Consider the following 14,897-nt stretch of genomic DNA (forward strand, 5'->3'; position numbering starts at 1 on the left):
TGTTGTGATTAATTGATGAAAGCTATTCTGTTCTGAGTGATTTTACAGGGTTAGCGATTGCAGCTGATATAGCTTGAAAACTAACTGTTACCAGAGCTATAATGATAGATGATACACCAGCTAAAGCTGGCATCCACCACTCAACATCTATTTTATAAGCAAAATCGTCTAACCAATTTTGCATAGCATACCAAGCAATGGGAGCTGCAACTATAAATGCTACACCTACTAGCTTTAAAAAGTCTTTAGAAAGCAAATTCACAATATTTCCAACAGAAGCTCCAATAATTTTTCTGATACCAATTTCCTTTTTCCGCTGGATTGTACTGTAAGCTGCCAAACCTAATAAGCCAAGACAAGAGATAAATATGGCTAAAAGTGCAAAACTTAAAAACAAATTACCAAAGTTTTCCTCTGCTTCATATTGCGAATTAAACAGTTCATCTAAAAAGTAATATTCAAAGGGATCAGCAGGTTTCATTGATTTCCAAACATTTTCAATTTTGCTTAACGCTTTAGAAATGTTTTCTCCTTGTAGCTTCACAGTTATAAGAGCTGTTCTTTCAGGGTCTAAACGCATTGTTAATGGTGTAATATCTTGTTGAAGTGATCTAAAATTAAAATCTTTTACTACACCTATTATTTGCCCACTACTTCCCCATTGTTCATAACGTGCTCCTATAGCTTCTTCAGGAGTTGTATAACCTAATAGTGCTACTGTTTTTTCATTGACTACCATGGCTTGAGAAGAATCTGAAACAAATTCTCTAGAAAAACCTCTTCCTGCAATAACTTGCATTCCTAACGCATCAATAAAGTCTTCATTAACAAAGTATAAATCTAAGTTTGCAACTTGTAAATCGCCATTTTTATTTTCAATTTCTGAATAAGCCGCTGGGTTATCAGACCCTGGAACACTAGATGTTAGCGATGTGCCTTTAACTTCTGCAATTTGAGCAATGCTATGACGTAGTGCTTCCTGTGAGCTTCCTGTTTCAGTAGGAATAATTAATGTATGTGCTTTATTGAAACCTAAATCTTGGTTTTGCATAAAATGCATTTGTTTATATATTACAATGGTTCCAATAATTAAAGCTATGGATATGGTAAACTGAACAACTACAAGGCTTTTTCTTAATAAAATTCCTTTACTACCTTTAGAGAAGCTTCCTTTAAGTACACTAACTGGTTTAAATGAAGAAAGAACAATAGCTGGATAAATACCTGCTATAATGCCTATTGAAAGTGCTATTATAAAGAGATAACCAATATTAATAGGATCAATAAAAATTCCTGTACTAACAGTTTTACCTGCTAACTGATTAAAATAAGGCAAACTTAAAGATGCTAATCCCAAAGCCATTAAAAATGAGAGCAAACATATTATGATGGACTCTCCTATAAATTGAAAAGCCAATTGGTTTTTTCCAGCCCCAATAACTTTTCTTATACCTACCTCCCTAGCTCTCTCAACAGAACGCGCTGTTGATAAGTTAATAAAATTGATGCTAGCAATGAGTAATATAAATATACCTATTATTGAAAATATATAAACATTATTGATATTTCCTGTTATATCTCCACCTCTGTCTGATTTTAAATACACCTCAGAAAATGGCTCTAAAAAAAGTGTAACAAACATTTGCAGTTCACGCATCTTTTTGCCGTTCTTCTCTTCAAGAAAATTAGGGAATTTTGATTCTAATATTTCAACATCTGTTCCATCAGCGGTTAATATATAACTGGAAGGGTTGTAATTGCTCCATTGTTTATCACGATTACTTGGAGGTGCTGTAAAAGTGACCATCGACATTAATATATCTGCCTGAATATGTGAATTCTCAGGAATTTTCTCGATAACCCCTGTAACCAAACTAGGGTCATCAAAACCATCTAACTCTAATTCCTTACCTACAGGATTAGTATTACCAAAGTATTTTCTAGCAATTTCGTCTGAAATTACTAAGCTATTTGGAGTATTCAATAACTTGGTTCTATCTCCCTGAATTAATTTAAAATCAAAAACATCTAAAAATGCAGAATCAACGGCTATAACATCTTCTTCTATAATTTTTTTGTCTTCTTTAACAATAACCAAATTTAGATTCATAACACGAGTAGATTTTAATATCTCTGGAAACTCTCGCTCTAGATTTGGTGCTACTGCCCAAGCTGCTTTATTTGCTCGTATTGTTTCAGAAGGTGTTTTTAAATTTGCAACTACTCTATATATAGAATTGGCCTTACTATGCATTTTATCATAGCTTAATTCAAAACCTACATACATCAATACAAGAAATCCAGCAGTCATGCCTATAGCTAAACCACTAATATTTAATATTGCAAACCCTTTATGTTTTAGTAAGTTTCTTAACGCTATTTTGAAATAATTTTTAAGCATAACTATTGTCTTTAGATGGATGATGATTATTCTGTTCTAAGTGATTTTACAGGATTTGAAGTAGCTGTTCTTACCGCTTGAAAACTCACAGTAATAAGTGTTATGATTATAGCACCAAAACAGGCAACCGCAAATACTTCCCACTCTATAGGAGTTCTATAAGTAAACTTTTGCAACCACTGCCCCATAATATAATATGCCAATGGCGAAGCCACTAGAATTGAAATAACTATTAATGTGATAAAGTCTTTTGATAGCAATATCCATAACTGACTTACGGATGCTCCAAGTACTTTCCTCACTCCTATTTCCTTAGTACGTTGCTCTGCTACAAACGAAGCCAAACCAAATAGCCCAAGACAACTAATAAAAATCGCCAAAATTGTAAATACCTTTGCCAAACTTGCAATACGCTCTTCTGCCCTAAATTTTTTACCATATTCTTCATCGACAAATTGATATTTAAAAGGGATACTTGGGAAATTTTTTTTGAACGTAGTTTCTATTACATTTAAACTTTCACTTACGCTTTTATTTGGGTTTAAACGAAGGTTGTAGTAAGTCGCATTTTCATAACCATCAAAAACATACATGGCTTGTTTTACGGGCTCGTAAGCAGAACGTACAATCATATCTTTAATTACACCTATAATTTTCAATGGTGGTCCTGGGTCTTCCTTGTCTGAATCTTTAATAAGTTTTCCTATTGGATTTTTTAAGCCCATATATTTAACGGCTGTTTCATTTAATATTACAGCAGTGCTATCCGTAGCAAATTCTCTTGAAAACCCACGTCCAGCAATAAGTTCTACACCCATAGTCTCAACAAATTCATAGGATACTGTTGTGTATGCTAAATCTTCTTGAAAACCTTCTGGTTTACCATCCCATGTATATCCACTTCTGTTAGACCAAATTTGAGTTGTAGGACTACTAGAAGTGGACATATTTGTAATAGCACCAGATTCCAAAAATTGATTTCTCATAATATCTGCCTTTCCTTCAAACTCCGGACTCATTACTGGAAGTTGTATCAGTCCATTTTTGTTATAACCTACAGGTCTGTTTTTACTAAACTGAATTTGATTCATAACTATCATCGTCCCTATAATTAAAGCCACTGAAAATGTAAACTGCATTACTACCAAAATTTTACGTGGCAGAGCACTATAACGTCCAGCTTTAAAAGTGCCTTTAAGTACTGTAACTGGATTAAAAGAAGATAAATACAATGCTGGATAACTACCAGACACTAGTGCTGTAAATAAGATAAATAGCAACGATACAAACCAAAAACTATGATTAGACCAAGGGAATACTATTGATTTACTTGCCAAAGTATTAAACCCATTTAAAAATAATAGAACAATGCCAATAGCAAGTATAAATGCAAATATTACTACTAGAAAAGACTCACTTAAAAATTGGACGATTAATTGTTTACGATTAGAACCAATGGATTTTCTAATACCAACTTCAGTAGCTCTTTTTTCCGAACGTGCCGTACTTAAATTGATGAAATTGATACATGCTAAAAGCAATACAAACACACCAATAATACCAAATAACCATACATTTTCAATACGCCCACCAGTTTGTACACCATCTTCAAAATTACTTCTTAAATGCCAATCTTTCATTGGTAATAACATGAGCTGCGGATTGAATTGCTCAATATCCTTTCCTGCTACTTTCTTTTTAGCATCTCTTATTACTTCAGAAACTGATGCTACAGTTGTATTATCATGAACTTGGACAAATAATTGAAATGAATTATTCCCCCAATTATCCTTCGAGTTTCGCATCCAGTCATAAATTTGTATCAACATCTCCCAATTACCTATATAGTTTAAGTTAGAAAAGGTGTTGTTTTCTGGTATATCTTCATAAATAGCTGTAACCATTAAATCGCCTTGATAATTCACTGTTACTGGTTTTCCTATAGGGTCTACATCTCCAAATAAATCTTTAGCCAAAGTTTCAGAGAGCATTATAGAATTTACCTCTTTCAAAGCACTATGATCGCCTTTAATCATTTTTAAATCTAAAAGAGAGGGCGCTTCCTCTTGCATAAAATTCCCTGTTCTGGACAAGCTTTTATCTCCTACTTGAAGGTAAACGGCATTGGTCCAAGAAGACATCACAATATGCTTAAAATGGTCGGCATAATTTTCACGCAACTCAAACTCCAAAGGTCTTGGAATTGCTGGATTCGTGCCCGTTTTTCCATTAAACGTTTGACTTTGAATCATTTGAGCAACCTTAGATTTATTGGTAAAATAATCGTTATGACTTAATTCATCATTTATCCAAAGCCCTATCATAATAGCTACTGCCATTCCTATGGCTAAACCAGATATATTTATAAATGAATACACTTTGTTTTTAAGTAAATTTCTAAACGCTATTTTGAAATAATTTTTAAGCATAATTTTAAAGAATTACTGTTCGTTTTTTGATTGATGTGATGACAACACCTCGGTATATCTAAAATTGTTTAGTGATTGATGATGTTATACCGAAGTGCCTTCATCTGATTGACTGGTTCGATTGATTTGATTGATGAAATTTTTTGATTTTAAGCCAATATATTCTCTGTAACTTTTTGGCCGTCTAACATTCTAATGATACGATGGCTGTATTTAGCATCATGCTCGCTATGCGTTACCATAATGATGGTTGTACCTGCTTCATTTAAATCTATAAGTAAATCCATAACCTCATTACCATTAGTACTATCTAAGTTACCAGTAGGCTCATCTGCTAAAATTAGTTTTGGATTATTAACTACCGCACGTGCTACCGCTACACGTTGTTGTTGACCACCTGATAACTGCTGAGGAAAATGATTTCTTCTGTGCATAATTTGCATTTTTTCCAATACTTCCTCTACTTTCTTTTTACGCTCAGCCGGTTTAACACCAGTGTAGATTAATGGTAATTCTACATTTTCAAAGACCGTAAGTTCATCAATAAGGTTAAAACTTTGAAATACAAAACCAATATTATGCTTGCGTAAATTAGAGCGTTTACGCTCGTTATATCCAGAAACTTCTTCCCCATTAAACTTAAAACTTCCTCCATCAGGATCATCCAATAACCCCAAAATATTAAGCAATGTAGATTTACCACAACCTGAAGGCCCCATAATTGCTACAAACTCTCCCTCCTTTACTTGGAAGGATAATTTATTCAACGCGATAGTTTGAACCTCTTCGGTTTTATAAAACTTCTCTAAATCTGTAATTTGTATCATTGTATTCTATATTTATGTAATGTTATTCTATTTTAAAATGAGTTCTTCAACATCCCCAAATGAGTCATAACTAGACGTTACAACCTTATCCCCAGGATTTAACCCTTCAAGAACTTCAAAATATTCTGTGTTTTGAGTTCCGAGTCTTACATCTACTTTGTAAGCCGTATTTCCATCTTCACTTATCTTAAACATCCAGTTTCCTCCTGTTTTTTGGAAGAATCCTCCCTTAGCAACAAGTAGTGCCTCTTTTTCAGCACTAAGCGCCAAACGAATTTGAAGATTTTGTCCTCTTCGTATACCTTCAGGAGTTTCGTCTTCAAAAGCCATATCCACCTGAAAACGCCCATTAGTAACCTGCGTAAACACCTTTTTAATCACTAAATTATAGCTCTTACTGTTAAAAGTAAACGTCCCTACCTGTCCGTTGTAAATCCTTGAAATATAGTGCTCATCAATATCTACTCTAACTTTGTAACCACTTGTAACATCTACTTGCCCAAGTCGTGTACCTTTAGTTATAGATTGTCCAATCTCAGCATCCAATGATGTTAATTGGCCATCTATTGGTGCTCTTACCACTAAATCTCCCACTTTTTTTCGCATTAACTGTAACGCACTTTGTGTTCTAGCATAAGAGTCTCGGGCTTGTTTTACCTCAAGTTTTGAGGAAATAGAATCTTCCATCAATACCTGTTTTGCCAACTTCATACGCTCTTGTTGGTAGGCATAATTATTTTTAGAAGACTCATAATCTTGTCTACCAATAGCTTCTTTATCATATAGTTTTTGATTCAATTCAAATACACGCTTCGCCTCAATAAGACTATTCTCAACATCTGTAAATTGATTTTGACGATTAATTGTATTTTGACGTGCAGCATTTTGCGAAATCTGCATCTGCGTTAATAAATTATAAACCGATGTTTCTTGATTGATAAGACTTAATTCTAAATCGGTATTAGATAAGCGAAGTATAGGTTCTCCCTGCTTCATCATTGCACCATCTTCAACAAACTTTTCTTCTACTCTACCACCCTCTAAAGCATCCAAATAAATTGTAGTTATCGGCAACACGATACCATTTACTGGAATATTTTCTTGAAACACATTTTTTGAAACCGTGTAAATAGAAATACGTTCTTTTTCAACATTTAATTTTGCACCTCCAGATGTTAGTACAACTACATAACCTATAAAAGCTAATAGGATTACTACACCTGCGATTAACCAAAGTTTCTGCTTCGAAAATTTTTTCTTTTGAATTGGTACGTCCATTTTTATTTTTTTATGACACTTAACTTATAGTGAAGATGATGCCAAAAACACAAATAATTAAAAATCAATTATTTACATTTTTTACTAAAAATAAAAGTGTTCGTTTTTGATACACTTTGTGTTCGATTGTGTACACATTTAAAGCATCTATTTTTTGATTTAAGAGGCTTTAGAAGCTGAATATAAAATCGTAATATTGTATGAATGGTTATAAAAAAGGCTAACATACTGGTTGTTGACGACGATGCAGACGTACTTACAGCATTACGATTACTACTTAAACCAATAGTAAATGAGGTAGTTACCGAAAAAAATCCAAACAACATTAATTCCCTCATTGATCGCTCTAACTTTGATATTGTCATTTTAGACATGAATTTTAGTGGTTTAGTAAATACTGGGAATGAAGGCATTTTTTGGTTAAATAAAATTAGAAAGCAAAAGCCTGAAATAGCTGTTATACTTATGACGGCTTATGCTGATATAGATTTGGCGATTAAAGGTTTAAAGGAAGGTGCTGCCGACTTTTTAATGAAGCCGTGGAAGAATGATAAAATCATTGATACCATTACCTCTATTCTAAGTAATAAAAAATCAAACATCCCAAAAGAGAAAAAACTTAGTTCTAGCAGCGTAGATATTATTGGAAGTAGTGAGGTGATGGACGATGTTTTTGTAAAACTTAAAAAAGTTGCCCCAACTGATGCCAATGTTTTAATTCTTGGTGAAAACGGTACAGGTAAAGATTTAATTGCAAGAGCACTTCATGATAACTCTAACCGAAAGCATAAACCATTTATAAAGGTTGATGTTGGCGCATTAACCTCTTCTCTGTTTGAAAGCGAATTATTTGGTTACAAAAAAGGAGCTTTTACTGATGCCAGAGAAGATCGGCAAGGGCGTTTTGAAGCCGCAAACGGTGGCACTTTATTTTTAGATGAAATAGGAAATATAACCCTTGGCCAGCAAGTACGGCTCTTAACTGTTTTACAAAACAGGCAAGTAACCCCATTAGGCTCTAATACTGCTATTCCTATTGATATTAGATTAATTTGCGCTACCAATTTAGAGCCCAAAGTGCTTGCAGATGAAAAGAAATTCAGAAAAGATTTAATATACAGGATTAATACTGTTGATATTATAGTACCACCTCTTAGAGATCGTGGCACAGATATTACGGAACTTTCTCGTTATTTTGTTTCACTATACGCTGAAAAATACAATAAAAGTGCTTTTAGTTTTGATACTGGTTTTATTTCAAAATTAAAACAACATGACTTCCCAGGCAATGTTAGAGAACTGCAATACGTATTAGAGCGCGCAGTTATTATGACAGATGGTAATGTTTTAAAACCTGAAGATTTGGTGTTTTCTTCAATTGAGCGCACTACAACTTCAAATAGACTTGAAGCCAACAGCTTAAACCTTGATGAGGTAGAAAAAAATACGATTATTACTGTATTAGAAAAACATAAAGGTAACGTATCTAAATCTGCTAAAGAATTGGGTATTACAAGAGCTGCTCTATACAGAAGATTAGAAAAGTATGAACTATAGGGGTTATATACTTAGATTATTTTTTAGAATTCTACTTTTAGTTGCCGCAATTCTCGGTCTCACATATTCTATTTATACTGAAAAAACCACTTATATGGTTATTGGCAGTTTAATTATTTTCTATCTAATTGTTGACACCTATAATTTTGTAAAGCGCAGGTTTGTTGCAATGGATGATTTCTTTCAAGCCGTTAAATATCGTGATTTTTCAAGATGGTTCCCAGAAGATAGAGGACCAAAAGACATTCGGTTTTTATATACTGGATTCAATGAAATTAACCGAACTATTAAAGAAATTAATGCCAAAAATGAAGCACAGTATGTCTATCTGCAAAAAATTCTTGAAATGGTAGACATAGGTATAATTGCCTATAATTTAGAAACGGGTAATGTGTTATGGAGTAATGATTATTTTGGGGAAATACTAGATATACCATCATTTAAAAACATAAGATTTATAGAAAGTAGAAAGCCTAAACTCTTCAATACAATTTTTGACACCTATCACAGAGAACCTCATTCTATATCTATTGCTTTGCAAAACGAAAGTATTAAAATACTAATTTCAGATACCGTTTTTCAAGTGGATGAGGATGCGTTTAAGCTAATTGTAATTCAGGATATTGATACTACATTAAATAAAAATGAATCTGAATCGTGGAAAAAGTTATTGAGTGTGATGACACATGAAATTATGAATTCCATTGCTCCAATATCATCTTTAGCAGATACACTTCAAAAAAGTGTTGAATTAGCTATTGAACACCCTCAAAAAAACACTTTGGAGTTAGATGATTTAAACGCAGGTATAAAAACAGTAAAAAATAGAAGTGAAGGCTTATTAAAATTTGCAAAAACATATCGTAGTTTAAGTAAAGTTACCAATTTAAATTTGCAAAGAATTATGGTTTCAGAACTGTTTAATAATATACAGTTGCTTATGGAACCCTCTATAAAAGCAAAAAATATTGATATTGAGTTTAAAATATCTGGAGCTAGATTAGAGTTAGATATAGATATTCATTTAATAGAACAGGTTTTAATAAACCTAATACTAAATGCGATTGACGCCTGTATTGAAGAAGACGCACCTAAAATAAAAGTACTAGCATCACAAAACCAAAATAGAGATATTCTCATTAAAGTATACGACAATGGTTTAGGCATACCAGAAGATATTCTAGAAAACATATTTGTACCTTTCTTTACCAGTAAGGCCACAGGAAGCGGTATTGGCTTAAGCCTTTGCAAACAAATTATGCTATTGCACAAAGGAAAAATAATGGTAAAAAGTGCCGAGGGAGAAGGTTCTGTGTTTAGTTTGGTGTTTTAAATAAAAAAACTCCAACTTTACAAGTTGAAGGTTTTATTTAGTAGCGAGAACAATGCAAATATCTAACCACTTTATTTCTGATTTTTTAAAAATCATGGACTTTATTAAGCAACAATACCCTACTTATTTATTGATGTAATATTCTAAGTCAAAAACGGGCTCTTTTCTTTTACTCATTAGTAAAATCTTTCCAAGATATCATCTCAGAGTTTTCAAATGTATTACTCTCTTCATCATAATCTTGAAGTTTTCCAAATTCAGCTATAAGAAGACGGTAATTAGGATAAGATGGCGAACTATGCCAGCCTACAATTTGAGTAACCATTGTACGCAAATAACCTTCCATGTCTTGGTTAGGGCTTACTAATTGGACTAATTCCTTTCCGATATGTGTAAATATTAATCCATTTAGAGATAACCATCTAAAATCACTATCCTTACAAGTTATTTTAATTCCATAGTCAAAGTAAGGAATCCAAACAGAATCCATTCCTTCTTTAACTTTGTATAATAATCCTTGAGGCTTACCAATATTGTCATTAAGAAGGTTTAATGTTTGCAGTATACTAATACTATCTCTTTCTCTTGTATAATTAAAACCTGAAAAATATTTACTATTGAGAGTAGGAGATACTACATCTCCCATTTCATTTTTGAAAGACAGAACTGCTATTTCATAAAATACTTTTGCCTCTTGATGAGACATTGATGCTAGAGTTGCCATTGCTCTTTTTGAAAATGAATTTGGCTTCTGAACTTCTCCTGACAATAACTTAGCCCATAATAGCTGCATTTCTTCATTGGAAGTACTTTCTACATGACCAATAAATTGAGTAACCCAGTCTTTATCGACTTTTTCCTTATTTACAGTTTTACCATCTAATTCTTCGGCAGCCATAATTATGACATTATCCCGATTATTCTTTTTTTGAAATTCCAGCAAAAGTCTTTCTTGTTCAAGAGCTAAGTAATAATTCTTTATAGAACTGTCTTCAATAACTAAAGCTTCAACCTTAGCTCTAGCCAATATTTTTATGGCTTCAGCATCAGCTTTAGCTTTCCTTTTTATTTTTGTCGGCTCGTACCAAATTCCTACAGCAGTACCAATAGTTTCAATTAGTTTTGTAATTGGCTCAGCAAGTTTTTCCAAAGAAAAGTCAGACATAAGAGTTATTTTGAATTAAAATTACAAAATAATTTGTAACATCCTGAATGTCGTAAATATGTTGTACAGAAAAACAAAAAAAGGGCATCAATCTCTTGAAACTCTTGTATATTCTATTACCGGAAACTAGACTCAAACCAGTGACTTTCGGGTTATGAGTTTGATATTTTATTTTTTATAGCTTCTCAATAATTTTACTTTTAAGCCACTCAAAAGCTTTTTCTTGATTATATGCTATTCCAGTTCTCAATAGAGCCTCCATATCTCCCGTGAAATTTGGGTCTTGTTCTTTTTCTTCAATATTGAGCAAAAACTCTCTTTGACTTGGCGGTCTATTTCCTTTTGAAAATGCTGTGTATTCCTTAAAGCATTTAATTATCTGTTCTACATCCAATTCCATATGTAATCTGGAATAATCCAAATCGAACAAATCCCTGCCTTTACTGCGCTGGTATAATGCCCTTAATTTTGTACCCAGTAACTCATTAATGCTGTAGGTTCTAATTTTAGTACTTCCTGTAAACCAATCACTTTCTACTTGAAAAGGAAACTCAACCCAAGGCAACACATTAAAATGTTCTTTACAATTGATTTCCAATTTTAAGCGCAGTCTAATTTCTTCATATTCTGAAGTGAAACGGTATAATGCCTTCGCACCGTGTCCTTTTACTTGGGTTTTTCTTGGTTCTTCAAAAAACGTAACAACCTCGTTTAGGCGTTGCATGATTGGTTTTATAGGACCTGGTTTTATTTGAACCAAATCGATATCCTCCGAATAACGTGGTGCTGGATTTAAATATAACTTATGAAGTGCAGTACCACCTCTAAACGCTAAGTTTTCTCGTAGAAAATCATCCGAAAAAATTTCTACTAGCGCACGACTAATCACAAGGTCTTGTTCTACTTGATAAAACTGTTTCCAAGGTGCTTGCCCTTGCCATTTCGCTATATAAGGCTTCGGAATCATAAATCGCTTTCTAATTTTATATTTATATCGACTTTCCAATCATTAAGAACAGCTCCAGGTTTCTCTTTTGATTTTGGACTCAATAATACAGGATAGTATTTGGATGTATTTAAGTACTTCATAACTGGTGTATACAAAGTCTTCTCAACTTGCAGTGCTACTTCCAGTAAAAACCCTAAACGTTGTAAGGTGCTTTTATGAGGATACCAACTAATTAGGTCTTCTATATCTTGAACGGTCATTTCCTCTGACAATTCCTCGAGAATTGCTAACATTCTATTGATACCACCCAATTTAGTTTGATGATGAATTAAATCTACAGCCGTCAGTGCTGGACTTGAAATTTTAAAAATGCCTGCATCTGATTTTTTTTTCAAAATGTTTTTTATTGGCCATTTTGATGTTGTAAAAAAATGAATATCCAGCGATGATTTTTTAATATCAGGGAATGACTTGTCTGTCATAACATATTCCCTTTGCACTTGTTGATGCCCAGCACCGTGAAACTTTGCAGCAGAATAAAAGCCTAAATAATAATTGCTATCCAAGTATTTAAAGAGCTTATCTGCAAATAATTGTATAGGGATTTGTTCTTGTTTTGAATATCTCGGTGGAATTATGAGGTAAAATCCTTTTCTTAAATTCATAATTTCCTTTTTGGCTACCAGTCTAGAAAGCTCCCGCTTTAAAGCAGTTTCGGTTTTATTACAGGCTATTACAAGTTCATCCCAAGAAAACGAGTATTCTTCAAAGGTTTGTAGTTGCTTTATATATTCTGAAATATCCACTATAAAAGTAAATTTTAGAGAAAGATACCACTTTAAGGTAATTATCTCATTATTTTACTATATATTTTTTAATTTAATTGAAACTTCTTCCAATTTTGGGATGCGGATAGTATATCAACAACAGCTTAAGTACTAAGTAATGATGTTTACTGGTAAAAAACGCCAATTCTTATCAATTAGAATGAATATGTGAAAAACTTTAAATTGTTGTACCTATGTTGTACCTAAGAATTAGAAAAGCCTTCACGTTTATGTGAAGGCTTGGTTTTGCTAGTAGCGGGAACTGGACTCGAACCAGTGACCTTCGGGTTATGAGCCCGACGAGCTACCTACTGCTCTACCCCGCGATTTTTAAATCGCTGTTATTCAATATGTTATAATAATTGAAAATAGGTGAAAAATCTACTACTGTTTACGGTAGTGTTTACGATTTTTGATTTTGTAAATATAACAAAATTTAAATGCTTTGCGTTTAAAAGTTGAATTTATTTTAGGACTTTAGAACTCTTATCCATAGCAGGAATAATGTTTGAAAAACTAAGGTCATAACTAGAAAACGACTTTTTTTTAAATGATTTTATTTTCAATACACAAATTAATTAAATCCTGGCGATTATAATCCTTCATGCCAAGTTTTCTTGCTAGTTCTTTCATTCGCTTTTCTATTGTGGGTATAGAAAGTGGTACAGGAATTTCTTTAATGTTGAGACCTCTGTTAAGAAAAAACATTATATCTCGATCCTTTTGGTCTATGTTTAAAACAAATTCTGACCTAAACATTTGTAAAACATCGCATGAATAATTCAGATGCCCCACTAGAAGGTTTCGAACGTGGTCTGTTATTTCTTTAATCTCGACGTTGTGAAAAGACATAAAACCATCTGGGTTAAATTTTTTGAAGAGACGTTTTAGGAAATAAGAATCCAACTGCTGGGCTATAAGGAGGATTTTTGTCGAAAACTTTGTTTTGTGACTCTCATTCTCAAATATTAATGGCTCAAATTTAGTTGGAAAATCGGTTGGTTTAAAAAGGGCTATGACTATATCGTACATTTCTTGTACTTCAGACTCCTCAAGAAACTTGAGTATATTGGTATGTTGGGTGCATTCATACTTATCAATAGTTTTTTCCTTCTGAAGAAATTTAAACGTTTTCTTGACAAGCTTTCGAAATTCAGAATCACTGCTTACAATTAAAACTTTAAAGGGTTTGTTGTTCAGTGACATAAATAATCAGTTAAAATTTGAACTTTAATTTATAAAAACTGTTTCTTTTTAGTTGATTTAGATTTGAGAGTTATCATTATAGCAATTTGCAGTTTCTATTAGATTGTAAATTTAAGAGCCCCTGATTCGAATTGCAGGAGCTCTTTATGACGGGGAAACATGTTGAGAGAAACATATTTTATAATGGGCCCATTCCCGTCTGGCTATTATAGTTCTAGGGACTATTTTACTTCTTGTTATACCATTCCCTCAACTTTTGGCATAGATTGGCATATAAATCATTGTAAGTTTTCTCATTAATAAGGACAGACGTTTCCCAAGTCTGCATTTCTTCCATTTCTTTTTCTACTTCGTTTAAAATATTGTTCTTATCAAAGGAGTATACCATAAAATCACGTGTATTATGGCTTTTTAAAGTTTCCAATGAGTCCATATACAAGTTTATTGCTTCCAATGTACCTGATAAAACATAGATATTTTCTAGAGACTTCATCAAGTACGTAAGTAAATTAGGTATTTGTTCGAAACAATATGCCACAAATTTAATTAAAAAAAATAAAAACACGCCGTGTGGGGCGTAATTTTTTCGAATGATTTTATGCACTTTGTGGGATTCAAATGAATCAAGATTACGAATTAAAAAGAAAGGCAATAGGCTTAAGAATAAAAGAGCTGAGACTCGCTGCTGGATATGGCAGTTACGAGACTTTTGCTGTTAAGTATGGATTTGGTAGAAGGAATTATTGGTCGTTAGAAAATGGCAGCAACTTTAAAATTAATACTCTTCTCAAAATTGCTTCTGTACATAATATCACATTAGAGGAATTTTTCAAAGGCATTAAGTAATTTTAGTCTAAATGCATATTTCCTTTTGAATCTATCCCAAGGACATAAAGAATTCTATCTGTGAATACACTGCTACTAC

At 32.8% G+C, this 14,897-nt stretch carries 12 protein-coding genes and 1 tRNA gene; 3 read left to right on the top strand and 10 right to left on the bottom strand.

Features of this window, described 5'->3' with window-relative positions; all coding sequences use genetic code 11:
* Positions 1-22: 22 nt before the first annotated feature.
* The 4 genes from EYD46_RS12240 to EYD46_RS12255 all read right to left on the bottom strand — a co-directional run bounded on the left by EYD46_RS12240 (position 23) and on the right by EYD46_RS12255 (position 6,935).
* Positions 23-2,401, bottom strand: coding sequence for an ABC transporter permease (locus tag EYD46_RS12240; protein ID WP_130937464.1), 2,379 nt, complete (start codon positions 2,399-2,401; stop codon positions 23-25).
* Between the two features lie 26 nt (positions 2,402-2,427).
* Positions 2,428-4,830, bottom strand: coding sequence for an ABC transporter permease (locus EYD46_RS12245; RefSeq protein ID WP_130937465.1), 2,403 nt, complete (start codon positions 4,828-4,830; stop codon positions 2,428-2,430).
* Between the two features lie 149 nt (positions 4,831-4,979).
* Complete coding sequence (locus tag EYD46_RS12250) at positions 4,980-5,657, bottom strand: ABC transporter ATP-binding protein (RefSeq protein WP_130937466.1); 678 nt, start codon at positions 5,655-5,657, stop codon at positions 4,980-4,982.
* Between the two features lie 27 nt (positions 5,658-5,684).
* Positions 5,685-6,935 carry an efflux RND transporter periplasmic adaptor subunit gene (locus EYD46_RS12255; protein WP_130937467.1) on the bottom strand — a complete coding sequence of 417 codons (1,251 nt, stop codon included), beginning with the start codon at positions 6,933-6,935 and terminating at the stop codon, positions 5,685-5,687.
* Positions 6,936-7,139: 204 nt separating this feature from the next.
* On the opposite strand from EYD46_RS12255, the gene EYD46_RS12260 reads away from it, so the two are divergent.
* Together EYD46_RS12260 and EYD46_RS12265 are read left to right on the top strand one after the other, a co-directional pair.
* On the top strand, positions 7,140-8,492 hold the full coding sequence (locus EYD46_RS12260) for a sigma-54-dependent transcriptional regulator (RefSeq protein ID WP_130937468.1): 1,353 nt from the start codon (positions 7,140-7,142) through the stop codon (positions 8,490-8,492).
* Positions 8,482-9,825: a sensor histidine kinase gene (locus EYD46_RS12265; protein WP_130937469.1), complete on the top strand. Its 1,344-nt coding sequence runs from the start codon at positions 8,482-8,484 to the stop codon at positions 9,823-9,825. The genes EYD46_RS12260 and EYD46_RS12265 overlap by 11 nt, the downstream gene beginning before the upstream one ends.
* Positions 9,826-9,994: 169 nt before the next feature.
* Here the strand turns inward: EYD46_RS12265 and EYD46_RS12270 are convergent, their stop codons facing one another.
* From EYD46_RS12270 to EYD46_RS12295, 6 genes are all read right to left on the bottom strand, one after another.
* Positions 9,995-10,990, bottom strand: coding sequence for a DUF2806 domain-containing protein (locus EYD46_RS12270; RefSeq protein WP_130937470.1), 996 nt, complete (start codon positions 10,988-10,990; stop codon positions 9,995-9,997).
* A gap of 175 nt (positions 10,991-11,165) precedes the next feature.
* Positions 11,166-11,957: a nucleotidyl transferase AbiEii/AbiGii toxin family protein gene (locus EYD46_RS12275; protein WP_130937471.1), complete on the bottom strand. Its 792-nt coding sequence runs from the start codon at positions 11,955-11,957 to the stop codon at positions 11,166-11,168.
* Positions 11,954-12,745, bottom strand: a complete 792-nt coding sequence (locus tag EYD46_RS12280; protein WP_130937472.1) for a type IV toxin-antitoxin system AbiEi family antitoxin domain-containing protein — start codon at positions 12,743-12,745, stop codon at positions 11,954-11,956. Before EYD46_RS12280 ends, EYD46_RS12275 begins: the two co-directional genes overlap by 4 nt.
* A gap of 274 nt (positions 12,746-13,019) precedes the next feature.
* Positions 13,020-13,092: transfer RNA gene (locus EYD46_RS12285), tRNA-Met, on the bottom strand.
* Positions 13,093-13,312: 220 nt separating this feature from the next.
* Complete coding sequence (locus tag EYD46_RS12290; protein WP_130937473.1) at positions 13,313-13,972, bottom strand: helix-turn-helix transcriptional regulator; 660 nt, start codon at positions 13,970-13,972, stop codon at positions 13,313-13,315.
* 226 nt (positions 13,973-14,198) lie between these two features.
* Positions 14,199-14,465: a hypothetical protein gene (locus EYD46_RS12295; protein ID WP_130937474.1), complete on the bottom strand. Its 267-nt coding sequence runs from the start codon at positions 14,463-14,465 to the stop codon at positions 14,199-14,201.
* Positions 14,466-14,590: 125 nt separating this feature from the next.
* Between EYD46_RS12295 and EYD46_RS12300 the strand changes: the two genes are divergently transcribed.
* Entirely contained in the window at positions 14,591-14,818 is a 228-nt protein-coding gene (locus tag EYD46_RS12300) for a helix-turn-helix domain-containing protein (RefSeq protein ID WP_130937475.1), read from the top strand.
* Positions 14,819-14,897: the final 79 nt, after the last annotated feature.

This window comes from Hyunsoonleella pacifica (assembly GCF_004310335.1).
In the GTDB taxonomy this organism is placed as follows: Bacteria; Bacteroidota; Bacteroidia; order Flavobacteriales; family Flavobacteriaceae; genus Jejuia; species Jejuia pacifica.

Excerpts from the sequence above, each read along its gene's own strand:
- EYD46_RS12240 (WP_130937464.1), bottom strand. The coding sequence starts at position 2,401 with ATGCTTAAAAATTATTTCAAAATAGCGTTAAGAAACTTACTAAAACAT.
- EYD46_RS12245 (WP_130937465.1), bottom strand. The coding sequence starts at position 4,830 with ATGCTTAAAAATTATTTCAAAATAGCGTTTAGAAATTTACTTAAAAAC.
- EYD46_RS12250 (WP_130937466.1), bottom strand. The coding sequence starts at position 5,657 with ATGATACAAATTACAGATTTAGAGAAGTTTTATAAAACCGAAGAGGTT.
- EYD46_RS12255 (WP_130937467.1), bottom strand. The coding sequence starts at position 6,935 with ATGGACGTACCAATTCAAAAGAAAAAATTTTCGAAGCAGAAACTTTGG.
- EYD46_RS12260 (WP_130937468.1), top strand. The coding sequence starts at position 7,140 with ATGGTTATAAAAAAGGCTAACATACTGGTTGTTGACGACGATGCAGAC.
- EYD46_RS12265 (WP_130937469.1), top strand. The coding sequence starts at position 8,482 with ATGAACTATAGGGGTTATATACTTAGATTATTTTTTAGAATTCTACTT.
- EYD46_RS12270 (WP_130937470.1), bottom strand. The coding sequence starts at position 10,990 with ATGTCTGACTTTTCTTTGGAAAAACTTGCTGAGCCAATTACAAAACTA.
- EYD46_RS12275 (WP_130937471.1), bottom strand. The coding sequence starts at position 11,957 with ATGATTCCGAAGCCTTATATAGCGAAATGGCAAGGGCAAGCACCTTGG.
- EYD46_RS12290 (WP_130937473.1), bottom strand. The coding sequence starts at position 13,972 with ATGTCACTGAACAACAAACCCTTTAAAGTTTTAATTGTAAGCAGTGAT.
- EYD46_RS12295 (WP_130937474.1), bottom strand. The coding sequence starts at position 14,465 with ATGAAGTCTCTAGAAAATATCTATGTTTTATCAGGTACATTGGAAGCA.
- EYD46_RS12300 (WP_130937475.1), top strand. The coding sequence starts at position 14,591 with ATGAATCAAGATTACGAATTAAAAAGAAAGGCAATAGGCTTAAGAATA.